This is a genomic window from Leptospiraceae bacterium (genome assembly GCA_016708435.1).
Taxonomy (GTDB): domain Bacteria; phylum Spirochaetota; class Leptospiria; order Leptospirales; family Leptospiraceae; genus UBA2033.
The window spans coordinates 1-19,974 of record JADJFV010000013.1; the positions used below are offsets into that span (position 1 = coordinate 1).

The 19,974-nt window shown below is 31.3% G+C and carries 28 protein-coding genes; 26 read left to right on the top strand and 2 right to left on the bottom strand.

Annotation, left to right across the window (positions count from 1 at the left end):
• The 21 genes from IPH52_15595 to IPH52_15695 all read left to right on the top strand — a co-directional run.
• Positions 1–239: hypothetical protein (locus IPH52_15595; protein MBK7056435.1), on the top strand; the 239-nt coding region annotated here is incomplete at its 5' end.
• Between the two features lie 61 nt (positions 240–300).
• Positions 301–879, top strand: coding sequence for a radical SAM protein (locus IPH52_15600; GenBank protein ID MBK7056436.1), 579 nt, complete (start codon positions 301–303; stop codon positions 877–879).
• Between the two features lie 2 nt (positions 880–881).
• Entirely contained in the window at positions 882–2,123 is a 1,242-nt protein-coding gene (locus IPH52_15605; GenBank protein MBK7056437.1) for a hypothetical protein, read from the top strand.
• A gap of 205 nt (positions 2,124–2,328) precedes the next feature.
• On the top strand, positions 2,329–3,519 hold the full coding sequence (locus IPH52_15610) for a hypothetical protein (GenBank protein ID MBK7056438.1): 1,191 nt from the start codon (positions 2,329–2,331) through the stop codon (positions 3,517–3,519).
• Positions 3,520–3,553: 34 nt separating this feature from the next.
• Positions 3,554–3,937 carry a DUF1257 domain-containing protein gene (locus IPH52_15615; GenBank protein MBK7056439.1) on the top strand — a complete coding sequence of 128 codons (384 nt, stop codon included), beginning with the start codon at positions 3,554–3,556 and terminating at the stop codon, positions 3,935–3,937.
• A gap of 11 nt (positions 3,938–3,948) precedes the next feature.
• A complete protein-coding gene (locus IPH52_15620; protein ID MBK7056440.1) occupies positions 3,949–4,191 on the top strand; it encodes a hypothetical protein in 243 nt (80 codons plus the stop codon).
• Positions 4,149–5,513 carry an AAA family ATPase gene (locus tag IPH52_15625; GenBank protein MBK7056441.1) on the top strand — a complete coding sequence of 455 codons (1,365 nt, stop codon included), beginning with the start codon at positions 4,149–4,151 and terminating at the stop codon, positions 5,511–5,513. Before IPH52_15620 ends, IPH52_15625 begins: the two co-directional genes overlap by 43 nt.
• Before the next feature lie 135 nt (positions 5,514–5,648).
• A complete protein-coding gene (locus tag IPH52_15630) occupies positions 5,649–5,819 on the top strand; it encodes a hypothetical protein (protein ID MBK7056442.1) in 171 nt (56 codons plus the stop codon).
• A complete protein-coding gene (locus IPH52_15635; GenBank protein MBK7056443.1) occupies positions 5,816–7,300 on the top strand; it encodes an Hsp70 family protein in 1,485 nt (494 codons plus the stop codon). Before IPH52_15630 ends, IPH52_15635 begins: the two co-directional genes overlap by 4 nt.
• Before the next feature lie 425 nt (positions 7,301–7,725).
• Entirely contained in the window at positions 7,726–8,064 is a 339-nt protein-coding gene (locus IPH52_15640; GenBank protein MBK7056444.1) for a hypothetical protein, read from the top strand.
• A 361-nt stretch (positions 8,065–8,425) separates the two neighbouring features.
• Entirely contained in the window at positions 8,426–8,839 is a 414-nt protein-coding gene (locus tag IPH52_15645) for a hypothetical protein (protein ID MBK7056445.1), read from the top strand.
• Positions 8,840–8,841: 2 nt separating this feature from the next.
• Positions 8,842–9,339 (top strand): immunity 26/phosphotriesterase HocA family protein, encoded by a 498-nt coding sequence (locus tag IPH52_15650; GenBank protein MBK7056446.1) that lies wholly within the window; start codon positions 8,842–8,844, stop codon positions 9,337–9,339.
• 226 nt (positions 9,340–9,565) lie between these two features.
• Complete coding sequence (locus IPH52_15655) at positions 9,566–10,057, top strand: hypothetical protein (protein ID MBK7056447.1); 492 nt, start codon at positions 9,566–9,568, stop codon at positions 10,055–10,057.
• Between the two features lie 5 nt (positions 10,058–10,062).
• Positions 10,063–11,706 carry a hypothetical protein gene (locus IPH52_15660; protein ID MBK7056448.1) on the top strand — a complete coding sequence of 548 codons (1,644 nt, stop codon included), beginning with the start codon at positions 10,063–10,065 and terminating at the stop codon, positions 11,704–11,706.
• 264 nt (positions 11,707–11,970) lie between these two features.
• Positions 11,971–12,534 (top strand): hypothetical protein, encoded by a 564-nt coding sequence (locus tag IPH52_15665; protein ID MBK7056449.1) that lies wholly within the window; start codon positions 11,971–11,973, stop codon positions 12,532–12,534.
• Positions 12,535–12,664: 130 nt separating this feature from the next.
• Positions 12,665–13,036 carry a hypothetical protein gene (locus tag IPH52_15670; protein MBK7056450.1) on the top strand — a complete coding sequence of 124 codons (372 nt, stop codon included), beginning with the start codon at positions 12,665–12,667 and terminating at the stop codon, positions 13,034–13,036.
• A 121-nt stretch (positions 13,037–13,157) separates the two neighbouring features.
• Positions 13,158–13,331 (top strand): hypothetical protein, encoded by a 174-nt coding sequence (locus IPH52_15675; GenBank protein ID MBK7056451.1) that lies wholly within the window; start codon positions 13,158–13,160, stop codon positions 13,329–13,331.
• A 100-nt stretch (positions 13,332–13,431) separates the two neighbouring features.
• Positions 13,432–13,590: a hypothetical protein gene (locus tag IPH52_15680; protein MBK7056452.1), complete on the top strand. Its 159-nt coding sequence runs from the start codon at positions 13,432–13,434 to the stop codon at positions 13,588–13,590.
• A gap of 30 nt (positions 13,591–13,620) precedes the next feature.
• On the top strand, positions 13,621–14,175 hold the full coding sequence (locus IPH52_15685; protein ID MBK7056453.1) for a bifunctional (p)ppGpp synthetase/guanosine-3',5'-bis(diphosphate) 3'-pyrophosphohydrolase: 555 nt from the start codon (positions 13,621–13,623) through the stop codon (positions 14,173–14,175).
• Between the two features lie 10 nt (positions 14,176–14,185).
• On the top strand, positions 14,186–14,665 hold the full coding sequence (locus tag IPH52_15690) for a hypothetical protein (GenBank protein ID MBK7056454.1): 480 nt from the start codon (positions 14,186–14,188) through the stop codon (positions 14,663–14,665).
• 72 nt (positions 14,666–14,737) lie between these two features.
• Complete coding sequence (locus tag IPH52_15695) at positions 14,738–15,112, top strand: hypothetical protein (GenBank protein MBK7056455.1); 375 nt, start codon at positions 14,738–14,740, stop codon at positions 15,110–15,112.
• 46 nt (positions 15,113–15,158) lie between these two features.
• Here the strand turns inward: IPH52_15695 and IPH52_15700 are convergent, their stop codons facing one another.
• Positions 15,159–15,545, bottom strand: a complete 387-nt coding sequence (locus tag IPH52_15700; protein MBK7056456.1) for a hypothetical protein — start codon at positions 15,543–15,545, stop codon at positions 15,159–15,161.
• Positions 15,546–16,133: 588 nt separating this feature from the next.
• Between IPH52_15700 and IPH52_15705 the strand changes: the two genes are divergently transcribed.
• Both IPH52_15705 and IPH52_15710 read left to right on the top strand, forming a co-directional pair.
• Positions 16,134–16,799, top strand: a complete 666-nt coding sequence (locus IPH52_15705) for a serine/threonine protein phosphatase (GenBank protein ID MBK7056457.1) — start codon at positions 16,134–16,136, stop codon at positions 16,797–16,799.
• A 77-nt stretch (positions 16,800–16,876) separates the two neighbouring features.
• The gene (locus tag IPH52_15710) at positions 16,877–17,443 is read left to right on the top strand and encodes an exonuclease domain-containing protein (protein MBK7056458.1); all 567 of its coding nucleotides are present in this window, start codon (positions 16,877–16,879) and stop codon (positions 17,441–17,443) included.
• A 406-nt stretch (positions 17,444–17,849) separates the two neighbouring features.
• On the opposite strand, the gene IPH52_15715 is transcribed toward IPH52_15710, so the two are convergent.
• The gene (locus tag IPH52_15715) at positions 17,850–18,539 is read right to left on the bottom strand and encodes a DUF4469 domain-containing protein (protein MBK7056459.1); all 690 of its coding nucleotides are present in this window, start codon (positions 18,537–18,539) and stop codon (positions 17,850–17,852) included.
• A gap of 250 nt (positions 18,540–18,789) precedes the next feature.
• Between IPH52_15715 and IPH52_15720 the strand changes: the two genes are divergently transcribed.
• The 3 genes from IPH52_15720 to IPH52_15730 are packed head-to-tail and all read left to right on the top strand — an operon-like array spanning position 18,790 to position 19,973.
• A complete protein-coding gene (locus IPH52_15720; GenBank protein ID MBK7056460.1) occupies positions 18,790–19,116 on the top strand; it encodes a helix-turn-helix transcriptional regulator in 327 nt (108 codons plus the stop codon).
• Between the two features lie 26 nt (positions 19,117–19,142).
• Positions 19,143–19,661, top strand: a complete 519-nt coding sequence (locus tag IPH52_15725) for an ImmA/IrrE family metallo-endopeptidase (GenBank protein MBK7056461.1) — start codon at positions 19,143–19,145, stop codon at positions 19,659–19,661.
• Between the two features lie 39 nt (positions 19,662–19,700).
• Positions 19,701–19,973 carry a hypothetical protein gene (locus IPH52_15730; GenBank protein MBK7056462.1) on the top strand — a complete coding sequence of 91 codons (273 nt, stop codon included), beginning with the start codon at positions 19,701–19,703 and terminating at the stop codon, positions 19,971–19,973.
• The last annotated feature ends 1 nt before the right edge of the window (position 19,974 follow it).

Here is a 19,974-nt window from a genome sequence, read left to right on the forward strand (position 1 = left end):
TGATATTCGGAGATAAATTAATAATCAAACCTAAATATAATAATATTGAAATAAACCTTTTAAGTGGTAATTATTATGGATACTATTATAAAGTAAAAGTGGGAAATAAGTTCGGATTGTTATTTGAAGAGAATTTAATAGTTGAGCCTAAATATGATGAAATCGAAAAAATGGATTCTTACGAAAATAAAATTCTAGTTCGAAATGAAAAAAAGAAAGTATGGATAAATTTTAAATAACAGCGGAAAAAAGAAAAAATGAGTCAATTCCGTATTATACACATAAAAGGTAACCAATTAAATGCCTGAGAATATAGAACAGAACGTTTTTAAAAATAGAAACCTGCTTAACTTAGCTGGAATTATCCAATCTAGTCGATCGAACGGACCTGGAAGTAGGGCTGTTATATTTTTTCAAGGATGTAAATTCAATTGTCCTGGTTGCTATAACCCACAAACCCATAGTTTCAAAAGAAATGAAATCATCTCTCCGGTAGATTTACTTATAAAACTCAGTGAGTCAAATCCGATTGAAGGAATAACGATTAGTGGAGGTGAGCCTTTTGAGCAAAAAGAAGGTTTATATGAATTGTTAAAATTATCCAAAGAAGTTTATGGTTATTCTAATATTGTTTATACAGGTAACAGCAAAGAAGAAATTGAGCAAAAGTTTTTTGCTTATATTGATGTATTAATTGAAGGGAGGTTTGAATTTGAACATCCCGAAAAAGATTACATTCGTGGTTCAACAAACCAAAGGTTTCATTTCTTTAGTAATAGGTACAATAAGGAAGACTTGAAAAGAAACGGGGATTCCGAGATTATATTTTTATTAGATGGTTCCATAATGGTAACAGGTTTTGCAAAAGTAGAGATTTAAAAATGGAGAAAGAAAATCTATATTTAAATGTTTATAGAACCCAAACTGATAAAGGTTATGGATTGATTTTTGAGTATGGTAATGACAGCAAAACTTTATTTGAACCACAATATAAAGAAATGGAGATAAAAGAAATAGCCAATAAGTCTTACTTAGTAAAAACAAATACGGGTTATGGGCTCATTTATGCAGATACTCATAAAAATGGAAGTAAAGTATTATTCGATCCGCTATATATGGAAATAAAAAAAATTTCAAATTATCTCTATAAATTGAAAACAAATATAGGTTATGGGTTGGTAAAAATTCATGATGAAAAAAGCAAAACTTTGCTTGAACCAGAATACAAAGAGATAGAAATAAAAGAAATTAGGGATGATTATTATCTAGTAAAAACAGATGTAGGCTATGGACTTATATATGTTGGATATGAAAGTAAAATCTTAGTTAAACCCAATAAAGAAAATAATCTAATTTCAATCTACAATGCTTTTGCAATTAATTATATAGATAAAATAAATAAAGAAACAAATCAAGTTGCAGCAAAAAATAAAATTCTTTTAGTTCTTAACACATTATTTATGATAGCGATAATTGCATTTCCTGTTTTGTTTAGTTCATTTTGGAATTATACCGTCAATCATATACAAATTATAAGGGAAGTGATGAATATCTCCTTTCATTATATAGAAAAAATTTTCCCCATATTAATAAGTTTAATTTTCCTTGGTGGAATTGGTGGGCTAAAAGGGGTAGGGATTTTTATTTTTATTGATATTGTAATTATAGTTTTAATTATATTATTTTCCTTTCTATTTATTGTATTTACTAATCTACAGTTACTATCCGTTATGATGCTTTTCATCTTATGGTTAGTTAAAATATGGTTAATTAAAAATAATATATTCTATATAAAACAAATTAAGCAGAATTTGCAATATAAATACAATACCGTTTTGCATTCCCAAAACCTTTTGTATAGGTATTCCCTATTGAAAGAATTAAAGTCTTATCTTTTTAGAAAAAAGTTTAAATTATTATATTTAGATGCAATAGAGAAACTGTTAATACAAATAAAAAGTCATGCAGTGCACATGCCTGAACATGTTGTGATATGTGAGCATTATTCTCATTATTGGAACATTCAGAATAGAAAAATTAATGTAAAAGCAAAAGAAATTTTGGATGAGGTACATAAGAAATTTTCAAGTAAATCAATAGTGTTTAAACGATGGCTTGAGTAGAAGTTTAATATAATAATAAAAGGAGATAGCTAATGTTGCAGTATCAGCAAAAGAATAATATTCGCGGTTCAAGAAACCAGAAGTTTCATTTTTTTAACAATAGATACAATATGGAATATATGAAAAGACATGGAGACGTAGAGATAATATTTATATCTGATGGTTCAATAATGATAACGGGTTTTGTAAAAGTAGAGATTTAAAAATGGAAAAAGAGTTTCTAATCCAGTATTTTTATAGGACTCAAACGGATAAAGGTTATGGATTGATTTTTGATTATGATAAAAAAAGCAAAACTCTATTTGAACCACAATACAAAGAGATAGAACTAGAAAAGATTGCAGATACTTACTATCGAGTTAAGACAGATAAGGGTTATGGACTGATTTATGCGTATGCCTATAAAAAAGAAAGTAAAGTATTAATCGAGCCGCTATATAAGGAAGTAGGAAAAATTTCAAATCATCTCTATAAAATAAAAACAGACCTTGGTTTTGGGTTGGTAAACGCTAATGATAAAGAAAACAAAACTTTATTTGAAGCAGAATATAAAGAAATGGAGATACAAGAAATTGCAGATAATTATTATCTAATAACTACTGATTTAGGTTATGGACTCATAAATGCTGGATATGAAAGCAAAATCTTAGTTGAACCGAGTAAAAAAAATAACCTAATTTCAACATACGATGTTTTTGCGATCGAATGTATAGAAAAAATCAATAGAAAAATAAATCAAATCACTTCAACAAATAAATATTTTTTTGCCCTTAATTTTTTATTTACCTTGGCGATTATAGTATATCCAAATTTGTTTCAATATTTTTGGAATTATCCTTATTTCATATTTTTCATACTTATTATTATAATCCCTGTAATGATAATTACATATGAGGAACATATGGATTTTGGCGGAATGTTACATATTATTTTCTTATTCTGTATTTCCTTCGGTCCTATCATTTTCCTTATCTTTGCCATTATTCATTCTATAATTTTAGAAATTCTATTAATTCTCTCAATTATATTAATTTCATTCAATATTTGGAATGGTATGAGAAATGTAAAGGGTATAAAAAAAGATTTGGAAAAAGAATATAAAAAAATTTTAAATTCAAAGAATATTATTTATAAATATTCGCTATTAAAGGAATTGAAAAATTATTTATATAGTAAAGAATTTGAAGAGATATACTTTAAAGGGGTATCTGATTTATTAGAAAAAATAGAAAAAGAACAAGCTTATGTGCCTGAACACGTAGAGATATGCGATTATTATTCGCGATATTGGAATATTCAAAGTTATGAGCTCACTCAAAAAGCAAAAGAAGTTCTTAACAAGGCACAGAAGAAATTTTCTTTAAAATCCATTGTATTTAAAAAATGGATAGAATAATATTTTCATAATATATAACGAAAGGAGAAAATCAATGTCACATTTTACAAGAGTTGTGGTCAAGTTAAAGGAAAAAGAAGTAATCAAGGAAGCTCTAAAAGAACTTGGATATGAGATAAAAGAAGGAAATCAAGAAATCATTGATTATTATAAAACTAAGAAAAAGGTAGAATGGCTTATTGTAGGCAATGGCTCAAAAATAGGTATTAATTTCTCCGGTGAAGAAATTGAAGTAATTGCGGATTGGTGGGGAAATAAAGTTAAAGAAGATGAATTTATGAATTCGTTAAAACAAAAATATTCCATCAGACAAGTAAAAAAGACAGTAGATGAAAAAATGCACAATTATCGACCTATCCTTGAGTCATCGGGGGATAATGGTGAATATAGAATTGTATTGAAACAAATTCGAGATTAAAGGAGATTTTTATGGAAGATAAACTCATTGAAATTATAATTAGCAAGACTGGAGAAATTAGTTTAGACTTACAAAATATTCCTCCAGAAGAACACGGTATTACAAAAGGTCTTGAAGAAGCACTGGGAAAGATTATAGAAAAGAAATATAAAGACGAAGACAGGTCAATAAAAATAGAGGAAAAAATCAAATTAAAAATTAGGAGCATATTATGTCTACCAATAAAAATAGTTTTCAAGAAGACCTCGAATTAAATTTAAATGCAGGACAGCCTTACATTTGGATAGAAACTTTTGAACCAGAAGTAGCTTTGAGAATAATCTTAAAATTCTTTGAAAAATCTAATTATAATAAAATGGTATATTTTACTATTTTAGGAGTTAGAACTTATCAAAAAAATAAGGATAAAATTGAAGAAAGCTTAGACGCAAAATTTAATTTAGATGACATTTTAAATGAAATTGAACAAGGAAAAAGTCCAAAGGTAATTTATGTTTTAGATGGTATCCATAGGTACATTGACTTTTATAAAACGGAAAAAGAAAGAACTTTACTTTTACAAATCAAAGCGATGTACCCCATATTACAAACGATTACATCACATATAATTTTTTTATCTCCAATCGTAGAAAATATTCCAATTGAGATAAGAGATTATATAGAGGTTATGGATCTTCCGCTGCCTAGTAAAGAAGAAATAATTGACTTAATCGATAAATTTAAGGAAATTAAAATACCTAAACAGAATGCAATAGAGCAGAATTTAAAAAATAGCCGTGCAGAAGCAAGTATGGTATTAACTGAAATTAATATTATAAAAGCTCTGCAAAAAGGAATGTTAAAAACCAACGTTCAAAATAATGGACTCAAAATTACTAAAAATATTATTCCCTCCATTACCACAGAAAAGAAACAAATTATTAGAAAATCTGGAATTTTAGAATTGATTTCAGTTCAAGAAAACTTCGATAGCGTAGGTGGACTAAATAATTTAAAACAATGGATAAAAAATAGAAAAATATGCTTGAAAGCAGAAGCAAGAGAGTATGGAATTCCACAACCAAAAGGCGTTGCATTAGTAGGCGTTCCCGGAGCAGGTAAAAGTCTTTCCTGTAAAGTGATTTCTACTGTCATGGAGTTACCCCTTTTACGTTTAGATTTTGGACGAATTTATGGTTCATATGTCGGGGAGTCTGAAAAAAATTTACGAAATGCAATTAAAATTACAGAGGCGATGAGTCCCTGTATTTTATGGATTGATGAATTAGAAAAAGGAATTGCGGGAAGTCATACTGGAAGTGGTGGAACCAGTATGAGTGAGATCAGCCAGAGAATATTTGGAACCTTTATTACATGGATGCAAGAAAGAAAAAGTACTGTATTCATTGTTGCAACTGCAAATAAACCACGGCTACTTCCACCTGAGTTACTTCGCAAAGGTAGATTTGATGAAATCTTTTTTGTAGGTTTTCCGACTAACAAGGAACGGGAAGAAATTTTCAAAGTTCATTTGGGAAAGTATCGAACTGAAAAGAATAAAATTAGTTTTGAAGGAATTAAAGATAAACTTGAATAGATTATTAATAACACATAAGACTATACCGGTTCTGAAATTGAATATATTGTAACAGAAAGTTTAATTCAAAAATTTCAATATAAAGAAAAAGATTTTGGAGAAATCATATTAGAAGAAATAGAAAAAATTGTACCTTTGAAAGTTACAGCTCGTGAAGATTTAAAGGACTTATACGAGTGGTGTGATGGTAGAGTGAGAATTGCTAACGACTATCCAAATGAATATAACTTTAATTATGCTGGATACAAAGATTTAGAAAAAGAATTATTACCAGACCAGGTAAAGATTTTGGAAGAAAAAAAATGAGTTGGTTAGGTATTGATTTCGGCTCTACAAATACAGTTGTTGCTTTTGCCGCTACGAAAGATGCACATAGTATAGAATATATTGAATTTCCAAATAAAAAAGTTTACGATAGGATTCCTGTTTTACCTTCTGAATATGAAAATTTGGAATCGATTGTATCTAAAAGTCAAAAGTTTTTTGATCGACTTAAATCTATATTTAGATACAAAAAGCAAATCAGGATAAAAAGTTATTTAGATATGCCCTTCACTCAGAAACGCTATACTGATATTAAAAGGCAAATTTATTCAGCTAAAAATAATAAGTTATTAGAATATAAAAAGGTGATGCATCTATTCTTAGAAAACCTTAAAAAACAGGTAGAAGAAAAAATTAATGATAAAATAGAAAAAATAGTTTTTAGTTACCCGATACTAAACGAAAAAGATTCCCATATAAAAGGAGAACAATTCCATCGAATTTTGGAGGAAGTTACAAAAAAAGTATTTTCAGAAATAGAAATAGAATATTTTGATGAAGTTGCCTGTTCTGCTTTAAGTTATGGAATAGAAGGTAATTATATATGTATAGTAGACATAGGTGGCTCTACAACTTCCCTATCTGTTGTCAAGTTAGAGAATAATACCTCAGTAATTTTTACAAGTCAGAGTTTTGCTTTCGGTGGAAAAGATATTGATGAAATTATTTCTAATAATACAAAGTTTGATCTTCGGAAAGCAGAAGAAATAAAAATTCAACTTTCAAACAGTGAATCAACTGAACTAGAAGGAAGGAATTTTTATAGAAATGATTTAGAAGAGTGGATTAGTAAGGAAGGCTATTATGAAGTTATCAAAAATGAAATTGGGAAAATTTTTGAAGAGTTGAATTCTAGAAGAATTCAAAAAGAAGAATTATCTCACTTAATTTTTGTCGGAGGCACAACAAAAATTCCTTCTATAAAAAAAGCTATTATTGATAAGTTTAAAGTTCATAATCCAGATATAATTAACGAGGATGGGAATGTATTTGGTAGTGTGTCACATGGAGGAGCATTACTTTCAACTGGCATTAAAAAAAATCCCTATTTGAACTATTTTTATGGAATTCGAGTAATCAATGAAGGACAAAAACGAAATGATTACCAGATCATTTTTTGGGGAAATTCTCAATCTAAAATCGGAGACATGAAAAAAGCAGAATTTATAAGATTTATTTCTGAGAAAGCAGAAGAAACTATTTATTATCCAATTGAGCTTTCTATTCATGAATTTAATCTAGATGATTTAACTGCTACTTTTCAAGCTGGGAACCCTGTTTATAATGTTAATAACGATAAGCATGGAGTATTGGTGGGCAACGTGGAATTTTCAAAAGTAATTCAACCAAACTTTGTCTTAAAGTTTTTTATTACGGAAGACAAAGATCTACGAGTCACCATTTATTATGATAAGGAAGTAGGTAGTGAATATAATGATGAATTTATTTGTAAGGTAAGATAAAAAATACTCTGTTTAAATAAGCGGAAACGGATAAACTATTTAAAAAAAATCCTATAAAAAAATTACCATTACCCGCAATAACCGTTTTCACGCTCAAGAGAATATCTCGACGAACACTGTCTGAACTTTGATTACAATGATTTACGGGTAATAATAATCTCTCGGTATAAAAATAAAATCCGACAAGAACGCAATCACATAAATCATACGAATCACAGTTCAGACAAGGTAGAACGGCAATACACTACTTATTACTCTCCGCAGGCAAAGACATATTACCCACATCCATCAAAAATCCTGAAACTATCTCCGAATTTACAATAGTCACGAGAACTTTCTCTACAATAATATTAATAGTAAAATTCCATTCTTGCTATTCGTGCATTTTTTTAGTAAAGTATTAAAAAAACTAAAAGGAGCAAAGCATGAAAACAATATGGATTATCCTCATCACTTTTCTAATTGGGATATCTTGTTCAAATAAAAATGAGAGCGAGAAAAAAAAGGAGAAGAATATGCAAATGGCTTTTTGGGCAATGGAGTTATGCAGAAAACCTTTTGCTGGAATACAGAATATGGAAAATCTTTCTGCACCGTTGCAAGGAGAAGTTCCCTGTAAATCTGAATCTGGTTTTAGTGCAACAAGCGTTAAAACTAGTGCGTATTGGTTTTGGGAAAATAAAAGACATATAATAAGTGATACGGGCATTCCATATCATTATAGTTATTTAACTCAAAATCTACATGGAAATGGGATGAAATGAAGTTTAAAGGAAAGTTAATCAAAATTAAATCTTCTAGTTCTGCGGATAGCTGCTATTCAGGTGGCACTCTTCATTTCTCGATGTTGATAAAAAAGTTTTAAGTCAGGTATCCTTTCCTTGCAGAACAGTTGCCATAACTGATACAACTGTGCCTGATAAAACTTTCTATTTACAACTTGATTCTGGTGATTGGGGAGTAAGTATATTAATTGTTGAATAGAATAAAATATTTGGTGTATTATTGGAAACCTATTTTTGAAATAGTAAAAAGTCTCCCATATTCAATAATATTTTATCTTATCTGACACAAACTAATTATAATTTATTTGCTAAAAATAATTTAAGTAAATATATGGAGCAGATGGATTCTTTTTTTAAAAGGCTATTTGTTACCTATACCAAAGAAAATGAAAAGACCGGAGAAATATATAGTGGGCGAGCAAGCGGGATTATCTCAGAAGAAGATATAAATGGAACTTCGGCAAGGGATATTTTAGCGAAAAGAGATTCGTCACACCATAAAAACAAAGACGGTTTCCAGAGGGCTGATATAGATGTTTATTCGGTTGACTCTGATGCAACAAGAGGAAGGGAACAAATGCTAATTGATTATAATGGTGGAGCAAAATCAGAAGGGGGATTTTCAGGAAATGACATCAATGGCATTAGCCATAAAAATAAAAAGAGAGAGCAATACTTGGAAGCTGCTTTAAAAATCTTTGGTGGGTTAGGAATTTTATTCTTGCTTTTTACTATACTATATTCAATAATCTAGTTATGGTTACGACACCGAAAAAACAAAAGAGGACGATGGGTTCCATTGTAAAAGTTCCCCTTGAAAAAGGGTTTCATACGTATGCTAGAATCTTAGGTGTTGATATTGCTTTTTATGATCTGCGCACAAAAGAAGAAATCACAAACATGAAAGAAATTGTTTCTTCTCCGATATTGTTTATTACTGCGGTCAATTATTATGCGATTACAAAAGGTCTTTGGGAGAAAGTTGGTAAAGCATCTTTAGAGGAATATCCTGTTACCATTCCGCCTCAATTTGTACAAAATCCATTAAACCCCGAACAATTCTTCATTGAAGAAAAGGGAATTCGCCGACCTGCGACCAAAGAAGAATGCAAAGGATTAGAACGATCCGCAGTCTGGACACCAGAAGGAATCCAAAAACGGCTGAATGATTACTATGCAGGGCGTAATAACTATTATGTGCAAAAAGATCACAGTTTAGATAGCTCCTTTAGCAAGAAAGAAAAAGTAGCTTGATTTGCGGCATCTCGACTTGTAGTGAGTTTATCGAATCCCACAAGATTCAGACAGAGGAAGAAAGTTAAGTCATACAGTTCCAAATTTTTAGTATTCTCAGCTTCTTAATACAGACTTCGAAAGTTCTTCTCCAACCCAGAACCCCGCTTTATTTTTAATAGTAAGACTATTCATTTGTATTTTATTTATCATAAGAGTATAATTTTAATCATTAAGGAAAAATGCAATGATACAGAAAAATATTCTTCTTGAAATACAAACGCATATAGAGATTGCACAATCAAAGATAGCCGTGGATGCAGCCAATGAATTCATTTCAAAAAATAAATCTATTTTGGAAAATGAAAAAAGCATTGAATCTGGTTTTAGTGCAACAAGCTTTAAAACTAGTGCGTATTGGTTTTGGGAAAATAAAAGACAAATAATAAGTGATACGGGCATTCCATATCATTACGGTTATTTAACGCAAAAATCTACATGGAAATGGGATGATATGAAGTTTAAAGGACGACTAATTAAAATTAAATCATCTAGTTATGCTGAAAGTTGTAATTCAGGTGGAACACTCTCATTTCTAGATATACATAAAAAAGTTTTAAGTGAGGTATCTTTTCCTTGTAAAACGGTTTCTACCACTGAGGCAAAAGTTCCAGAGAATACTTTCTATTTACAACTTGATTCTGGTGATTGGGGAGTAAGTATATTAATTACTGAATAAAGCTAATGAAAACGATAAAAGATATTTTACTGGAGACTAGAGAAAATGACTTTTTTGAAAAAGTGGAGCCATTTTCTCGTTTTATTCTGAAAAAGGAAAACGAATCATTGTCTCCTGATTTTTTAAAATGGTTTGAGAAAAGTATAGAAGAGCAAATTTTTAAATTTGGGAAATTACAATACCTATATTTTAAAAAGGGTCCCGGTTTTGGTGCAGTTGGAGAAGAAAGAACAGCTAAAAGTTTTATAAGAGCTTTGGATAAAATTCCAGCCAGAAGTAAAATTTATTCTCAGCAAATGTCTTCTTTCGAATCTCGAATAAATGAGATTGATGCCGAGTATGGGTATCCAGATTCTGAGTTTTTAAAACAGGAATTGAAACGGCTATACTTTATATTCATGGAAGTGGAGGTTATGGTTGAAGATCATCTCTGGATCAATCGAATGCTGGAATGGATGGGAAGTTCAAACCGATATGAATTTGCTTTGAGAACAGAAGGTTTTATTATGCATTTTGGCAAAGAAACTATCCAAAAAAGTAAAATCAATAATAAGTTAATTGAAATAAGGACTTTGGAAAATGAATTAGCTAGGACTCCTTTAGCAAATCTGAATATAGCAGCCTCCAACTTTGGAGAATTTATCTTGCTGCGAAAGTGTGCCTTTGAGAGTTCTTTTTACAATAGTTGGTGTAGTTTGTATTCTGATCTGAATGAAGTATCTCTAATATGGCTCCACGATTATACTAATATTTCGATTATGATTCGATACTTTGCCCTCACTGCTTATGGATTTCTATCCTTAGAAGAAGCTGAGAAAGGCTCTAAGAAGTTTATTGATGAAGTCGTAGAGGGAACACTGTGGCATGAAATCGGGCATTCCATTTCACTGGATGAAAACTTGAATTTACAGAATCATCATAAAGGTCTAGTTTCCTCCTTGCCGAATACTACAAATCATTCTGCTATCGCTTTAAAAGAAGCAATGGCAGATTGGGCTCCAACGATGGATGGAGTAAGTGGACCCATTATGAATTTAATCCAGATTTCAGAAAAGGATTATGAAAAAGCTCAAAGAATGTTATTTGTCTATTTGTCGGATTACTGGTTTTTAAATCCCGATAATGATTTTCTAAGTAAAATGACAGATCTCATTTTATCTTTGCTTATGCCTTTTATAAATTCAGATAGGGAAATTGATTTTCAAGAAATCAAAAATAATCATGATGAAATTTATAAATTTCTAGAAGACCATTTTAAAGAAGTTTCCGACAAGCTTTTGGAAGTGATTGAATCGGCATCATTTAAAGCATCTGATGATCTTTCAGTGAATTTTACTTTTATTTCTAAACGATTAGCAGAGATGTTAAATCCCGTGCTTAAGAAAGAAGATCTGGAAGGCTGTAAAGAAACGACTTTATTTTGGCAACACGTTATAAACTCTCTTGAATCGCATTCTCCTGAATCGTACATTCATTTTCAAGAATGTCTTAAAAACTATGATACAAAATTTAATTCGGATTTATTACAATTTATTTCGAAAAAAGATGCATTGGCTGCTAAATCATCCAATCTGCGTGAGTATGTTGTTGAGTCCATGAAAAGAAAAGGTTTTTATAGCTCGAAAGGAGTGAATCCATCATTACAGTAAAATATTTCGCTTTCCTTTCATAACTGGATATTTTGAACTAAAGCTTGTAAATTTTTTTCCCAATAAATGAGTCTGCTCTTGCCATTAGTGACAATGGTGATATTTATGGGAAATATGGTAATTGTTGGAAAGAAGGGAATGGTAGTAAAATTCTATTATAATAAAGAGGAACTAAATAATGAAATTTGTTCACTTAACAAAACTTAAAAATATTGGAAGAATAAAAAAAGAAGGAATTCACAAAATTAAAGGAAAAGGTGTTTATTGTATGCCTTTTTTGAAACACACCTTTTAGCTTATGTAGAAAATCCTAACGATCCAAAGGGTCTTGATAATATAATTAAATCCAATGATCCATTGCCTGCATACCACTTATGGAGGTTTCTTTTTAACTATGGGATTCATTCTAATTGGGGGATAAAACATGCTGCGATAATTTTTGATATGCCGAAGGAAAGCTACCCATTAAGAATTACATTTCCCATTGGTATGAATGGAATTGCAAATGAAGTGGCATTAATTCTTAAAGATGATCCAATACTTAATATCCCTGAAGAAGAAAAAGAAGAATACATTCGTATTTCTGAACAGCCACCTTTTTTTTCTGATACTGTAGACATAAAGGTTTATTCTGAAGAAGCTGCGAGTAGGGTATTTCATATATTACTGGAATCCGGTTATGAAGTTCCATACAAAAGTTGGGAGTATTTAGAAGTTATAACAAGTAGTTCGATTCCAGTTTCAGCGATAAAACGCATTATTCCCTTTTATAGAAAAAGCCATGAAAATAAAAATAAAAAATATAAGGATTATTCAAAAGAAGAATAGCGCATACTCCCGTTAATCTCTTTTAGTCGAATGTGAACCAAAATCGACAAATATTATTTTTAATAGTAAGACTATTCATTTGTATTTATTTATCATAAGAGTATAATTTTAATCATTGAGGAAAAAATCAATGGTACAGAAAAATATTCTTCTTGAAATACAAAAGCATATAGAGATTGCACAATCAAAGATAGCAGTGGATGCAGCTAATGAGTTCATTTCAAAAAATAAGGCTATTTTGGAAAATGAAACAAGCATTGACTTTGGTGGTAGCTGCGGATACGCTTATCTAATTGCTTATAATGGCAGGCATCCAGTCTTAAAAAATCTAAAGCAAATAGGATTAGTCGATGATCCTAAAAAACCATATTATATTGGTCTTAATTTTCCGATCCAATTCTCACAATGCCTTGAATATAATTTATTTGTGAAAAGGAGTGTTTGCAAATATTTGAATGAGAATCTAGCAAATATTTTTTTCTGTATTTACAGGGTAGATTAAATACAATAATCTTAATAGTAAAATTCCCTTCTTGTAAATCTCTCCTTCTCTTGCTAAAATATACAAATAGCAAGGGAAAATTCTTTTCAGCATAAAGAGTTCTAATCAAGGAGAGGAAAATATGAAATTACCAATCAGAGCATTCATCTTCATTTGTTTGTCATTAACCGCTCAAATTGTTTATTCAAATGATCTACGGGCTTTGAATGAGGAATTAGCGCGAATACAGTCAGAATCAGTTCTTCTAATGAAGACACTTCAAAAATATTCTAGTTCTTTCGAAACACTCCAATAGGCTAACGCCAAACAAGAAAAAAACATTACTCGTAAAAAGACTCTACTATTTACCACCGACACAATTCTAGCAGAGAACTTTTACAAGAAGGAGTTTTACAATGAATCCATCTGATATAAACAGAAATACTAAAAAAAATAATTTCACAGAAAAAGAAATAAATCTTTACCGAAGAGGATTACGGGTATTATACGCAGAACTCGGACTCGAAATTTTCTCTTTCCTAGAAATCGTAATTAAAATGAACAAAGAAAAATAAACTCAAATTTATTCCAACGGAGAACCATTTATGATAAGTATAGAGTCGAGAAAGGCAATTGAATTCTCAGCGTTAAAATTAAAGCATGTGGTTCGTAAGCGAACAGGCTTACCATATTATACCCATATTGTACGAGTTATTTGCTTTCTTTTAGAACATGGAGTAAGAGATAATTCGATATTATCCGCCGGAGCATTGCATGACAATATCGAAGAAGGTGGCTGCTCTGTAGAAGAACTAAGTAAACATTTTAAAGAACCTACGGTTAAACTTGTAGTAGAATTAACCGATTCGTCTATTGACGACTCTTTAGTATTGAAGCAACATAAAATCTTTCTTGCAAAATATGTTTATTCTCACGAAGCCATATTAATAAGCTGCAGTGATAAATACGATAATTTCTATGAGAATATCTCTGAATATAAATTGGGGCTTACTAAGTTTACGCCTAGTAAGATAGATTATTACTTTGGACTCTATAAATCATTCGAATACAGACTACAAAAAAAGCATGACCCTGTATTGGAAAGTATGCTAAAAGACTATCGACTGTTACTTGATAGATTTGAGAATGAAGTTAAATAAGGAGAACGCTATGAAAGAGATAAAAGTCTTAGAAGATTACTACTTTAAAATTTATACTGATTGTAAACCAAAGTTTGAAAATTTCTTACTTGAAAATGGAATGAAAGATTTTAGAGTTTTAAAATTGGATAAAAAAATGCAAATCATGGATACCGATCATACAGGAACAAAAACGCTGAGAGGCTTTCAAGTATTATGGATTTATTCTCTTTGGAAACTAGATGACCAAGTAAATGCTAGAATCATTGTAGTTCCAAAATCGATTATGGAAAAAAAGAATGAAACAGAACATGTGATGCTAACAACAATGATCTTTCATATTCTTAACTACAGGAGTAAAAAGGCTTTCATGCCAGTATTATTTACAGATGGAAATCCGAATGAGTTCATAGATTTTATTTGTAACGCTGAACGATATAAGCCTTTAAAAGATTTACTATGCATCGGAACTCCCGATAGATTAATTGAGTTAAGTTCTTTTAGTGGATAATAACATGAAACCGACACAAAATATTACGACAATTATAAGCCTAAATATTTTAGAAAGGATGGTATAAAAACAATGCGAACTTCTAAAGAAAGAAAAGAAATAGAATATTTTAATGAACATGTCTATAATGAGGCTAATAAGATTTTGCCGGAAGATTCCGAATCAACTATGAATGCTAAAATTATGGCTGAAAATTTAATTGTAAATATAATATTAGACAGTCCCTTTAAGTTTAAATTTCCAAATTCGGCAGATTGGTTTCAAAAGAAAAGAGAAGAAATTAAAGCTGAATATCCAGAGGAATGTAAATACTTTCACTCTGCATTTTTGCACTCTAAACTTCTAGAAGAATTAGAGCCAATGTATTTAGCCTCCGATACGGTTCCTAGTAAAGAAAAAGATTTGTATTTAAAAGTAAAAAGAAAAAATACAAAGCCACTACAGTGAGTAGTGAATCGTTTATTTACCTTGCAATAATTTCTTTAATGGCAAATTATTCCGTTCTAACAACTGATATAGTTATTCCGTTTTGAATTTTGGTATAGTGGAAGAAACAGCCATTAAAGTCATTGGTTTCAATTATATTTTTTTGAGTAAGTAACCAGACATCTCCGATTAAATCTAGGCAAGATTCAAAAGATAACTCTCCAGTTTCATTTTTTTCTTTACACATTTGTTCCAGTTGTAATAAAATATTTTTTACTAATTCATCTGATTTATTTTTATTAGCAAAGTCGTTCCACATTCTTGTGTAAGTGTCTTTAAGATTTTCAACGACTCCTTCAAATTTTCCTTTTTTAAAAGCATCTTGGTTCATTTCTAAACCAATTCCTTGATCTGTATCGTTTTTGTAAAATACGGTTATTTTATTAAGTGGCATTCAGTAGAGTCCAGATAAAGATTTCAGTCTAGGATATTTTTCATTGAGTATATGAGTCAAGTAAGATTCTTGATATTTTGTAATGTCCATATGAAAGAATCGGAATATTTAACAGATGAGCAATTGGAATATGCAGGAACGAATTTTGAGTCGCTTATAAAATAGGCAAAGCCAATAGCAGATAGAAGGTGAAGAGAAAGAAAAGAGAAATTACTCACAATGTCTCCGATCAACATTTGGCCTATATTGGAGAATATATACTGATTCTACTTAGTCGTTGTGTAAGATTTTATAGAAAAGTGAATCAGTATAGACCATTTCAACTTATTTGAATTGTTTAGACGCAATTCTTTTTGAGAAATGGTATAACGCAAAAATATCCCATTTTGTATCTTGAAGAATTGATTCAAGAAATTTTATTTGATAACCCTGAAGATTATTTATAGAGAATCTTATTAAAACCAAAATTTTGAAGTTTGAAATTATCTGTAATTAATTAACGATTTCAATAAATTTGCAATACCATTCAGAATAGTTAGAAATAGGAATTGACAGATTTTTATGAGAGAGAATTGAATTGGACAAACAATGAATACAGAAAAAATTATCGCTATTGGGGATATTCATGGTTGTCTCGATGAACTAAATGAGATATTGGAAATGGTAAAATCTTATCCAGAACATCGGTTGGTATTTTTAGGAGACTATATTGATAGGGGACCATTTTCTGATGGAGTACTGTCTAGATTGAGAGAATTAGAAGATGCAATTTTTCTTTGTGGAAATCATGAACTATGGCTAATGCAAGCGGTAAACGGAATGAAAAATAAAAAAGAGAAAATTAAGTATTTAAAAGATAAGAAAATTTCGGAAAGCAACTTCCAGTGGCTAAAGGATAACCTGCAATTTATTTATCAAACAGAGAATTATATTTTTACCCATTCAGGTTTAAATAAACAGAAATCTCTTGAAGAGCAAAATGATAATGATTATACCTTTTCCAAGTATGAATCGGATTATCTTAATTTAACCTCCAAAGTCGTAGTTTGTGGTCATAGCAGTCTACCTGAAGTTTTAATAGAAAATAATAAAATACAAGTTGATACTGGATGTGCTGTGGGTGGTCATTTATCGGCAATACTTTTACCTGAAAAGATTGTAATTCGTAGTCAGCAAACGGAAAACTATTTGAAAGCATCCGTGCAGGATATAATCAAAAATTTTAAAAAGCAAATACAAAAACCAAAACATTGAATTTTAGATTTCCTTTACGAAAAAAGGGGTAAGTCCAATCATTGATTTGCTAGAATACTTATTTGTAGGAGTCACCCTTGAAATTCTCATCCGACATCGTTATCTTTGACCTAGAAGCATCTTGCAAAACCTTCGGACGAAACGAAATCGAAGAAAGCAACATAATAGAAATAGGCGCAGTTAAACTAGACAAAAAGACATTAGAAGTGAAATCAGAATTCTCAGAGCTAATCAAACCAAGTGAATATGAAATTCTTCCTGAGATTAGCAAGATAACAAACATTACCCCCGAAATGGTTTCGGATAAACCAATCTTCAAAGATGTATTTTTGAAATTTATAGATTGGTATGGGGAAAAGAATAAATCTACGTTATCAAGTTTTGGGATTTATTATGATTTGCCTCTACTTCGAAAAGAAGTTCGAGTGTCGGGTTTGAATTATAGTAATTATTTTGTCGGTGGGGGACTTGATGTTAGAAGTCTAGCTATTTACTGGCTAGCAAAGAATAACCACTCGACCTCTGGCATTTCAATTGAACACCTTTTACAAAAAATGGAGATTCAAACAGACTTTCAATTTCACCGTGCCTTAGACGATGCAAAGGCAACGAGTTTGATTTTACAAAAAGTGATGATGGGGTAGTTCGATACAAAAAACCTAGAAAAGATTAGGTTTTTCACTCACCAACCGGATTTTATTGAGTAGAATTGGAAAAGTAAAAAAGTTCGGTCACTGAGTGCGTGTATAGTACAAAGATTTCGTTTACACAAACGCCGTGTATCGAAGTGCAGACTAGAACTGAAAAATGCTGCCTATGGAGGACGAGTTGCTTAGTTCAGTGTAAGGATGTTAACTTAAAAAAACACCCAGCTAACCACAAAAATCTAGCCTTACGTGTTTCAAAAGTAGCTGCATGATTTCCAAAACTAGCAGCTAGTTACGAAAAATTAGCCTTGACTTTTTTGTGAGTAGCCTTATGTTTTTCAAAAGTTAAGGCTACTTCTGCAGAAATAGCCTTAAAAAATAAATTGTGAAACAGGGAGATGGACTACGCTGCTCTAACTTCGTATTCCAATTCTCCTGTTCTTATTTCTTGTCCGAAGATACTTTTCAATTTCAGTTTGTAACTTTCTCCAGATACCAGCCCGTTTGGTACCTTGAAGGAAACTACTTTTCCTGAAACTTGTGAGTATTCGGATACTCTTTGTTCTATTCCTGCATGCTCGAAGAATACACCCACGTTAGCCGCTGACTTGTCAAACTTCAAGTTTTCACCATGAAGAGTGAGTAGGTCACCGGCAACCATTGAAGCTTCTAATCCAGTGGTGTGGTTTTCGAGAGACAAGAGGAGGGGAAGAGTTTTGTTTTGTGCTACCCGTTGGAGCTTTGCTTCGAGAGTGACTTTCTTTTGGAAAGTTGGATTTGGAGCAAAGGAAACTTCAATCCAATTCTTCTCTGCAGTGAAGCTATCTTCCGGGTTTTGAAAACTTCCTTTCACTTGTGGTCTGATCGTGCAAAATCCTAGATTCACACTTCTACCTTGTGAAAGATGTTCTATACATACTCGCTCTATGTTTTCCAGAACAGCTTTTACATCTGCTGCTGTAGCGGTGGAGCCATAGGCGAGAGCCTTAATGAATTGCTCAAAGGAAAGAGTTCCTTCAAGCAGGGTTTTGGGGAGATACGGGGCAATTGCCGACGTACTCAACTTATTTTTAAACAATGTATACTTAACCATTGGTAGTATACTCCTTGGAATTTTTTTGAACTTGGTCTAAGTGACATAGTTCAAAGTTACTATACGAAATATATCATAATAAAGCAACAAAAAATTATATGTAAAATTAAATTATGTATAAAAATATTAACATATGAAAAGTTAAATAGCCTTGAATTAGAGTTAATAATTATTAATAACAGTTCTTGACTGTCCTATTGGGTCATACAAAAATGGTAAACCAATCCTTTTTTGGGCAGGAGGACTAAAAATGGAAAATCAAAAGCAATTTTATACTGCAATCGGAAGACGAATTGCAGATGCTAGGCAGTCTATGGGCTTGTCCCAAGAATACGCTGCGGAGAAAATCGGTGTTACCCGTGTTACTTGGAATCATATTGAAAAGGGAAATCAAAAACTAAGTCTAGATAGACTGATGGATATTGCAGTTCTTTTGCAAATTTCTCCATCCAAATTGGTTCCCGGTTTTGTATCAGATGACCCAACGGACGTTTCTACCGAAAAGAACTTTTCATCTGACGAACAAACCTTTGTCTTGGAAAAGTTAGATAAATATAAAAAAGATATAAAGAAATAAAAAATGTCATTCAACGGGAGAACCCAATGGAATCAAAATTTGCGAGTGAGATTCAACGATTATTTAATTTAATAGAATACAAATCAGGTGCTGTGGATTTGAATAAAGTTGCAGAGAAGCTTGGAATTAGAGTTATCGAAGAAGATCTGCCGGATAACGTTTCTGGTGTGTTGGATTGTAGGACAAAAGAAGAACCAATTGTTCTTTTAAACTCACACCATCATCCAAATAGAAGAAGATTTTCTTTAGCCCATGAGATTGCTCATTTTGTTTTGCATAAGATGAGTGGAGTCCATATGGATACTAAGATTTTTCTACGCTCCGATTCTCCCAATCTACACGGGATCAAAATCGAGCGAGAAGCAAACCAATTTGCTGCAGAGCTTCTAATGCCCGAAGAGCAAATAAGAGTAGCATGGAAGAATTTGCCTGAAAATTGGTTTGATGAAAGTCCTTTGCAATGGATAGCAAAAGAATTTAAAGTCAGCGAAGGCGCCCTTTTTATTCGTTTAAAACAGTTGAAAGGAATTGGGTTGATTTGGTGAAATTATCAAATCGTGTAGGTTTATCTTTCTTCTCCTGTATTGTTTATAACTGCGATCAATTACTATGCAATTACAAAAGGACTTTGGCAGAAAGTTGGTAAGGTATCTTTAGAGGAATACCCTGTTACTATTCCACCTCAATTTATACAAAATCCTTTAAACCCCGAACAGTTTTTTATTGAAGAAAAAGGAATTCGCCGACCAGCTACTAAAGAGGAATGCAACGGACTGGAACGATCCTCCGTATGGACACCAGAAGGAATTCAAAGACGACTCGATGATTACTCTAATTTCATCCTTACAATGATATAAA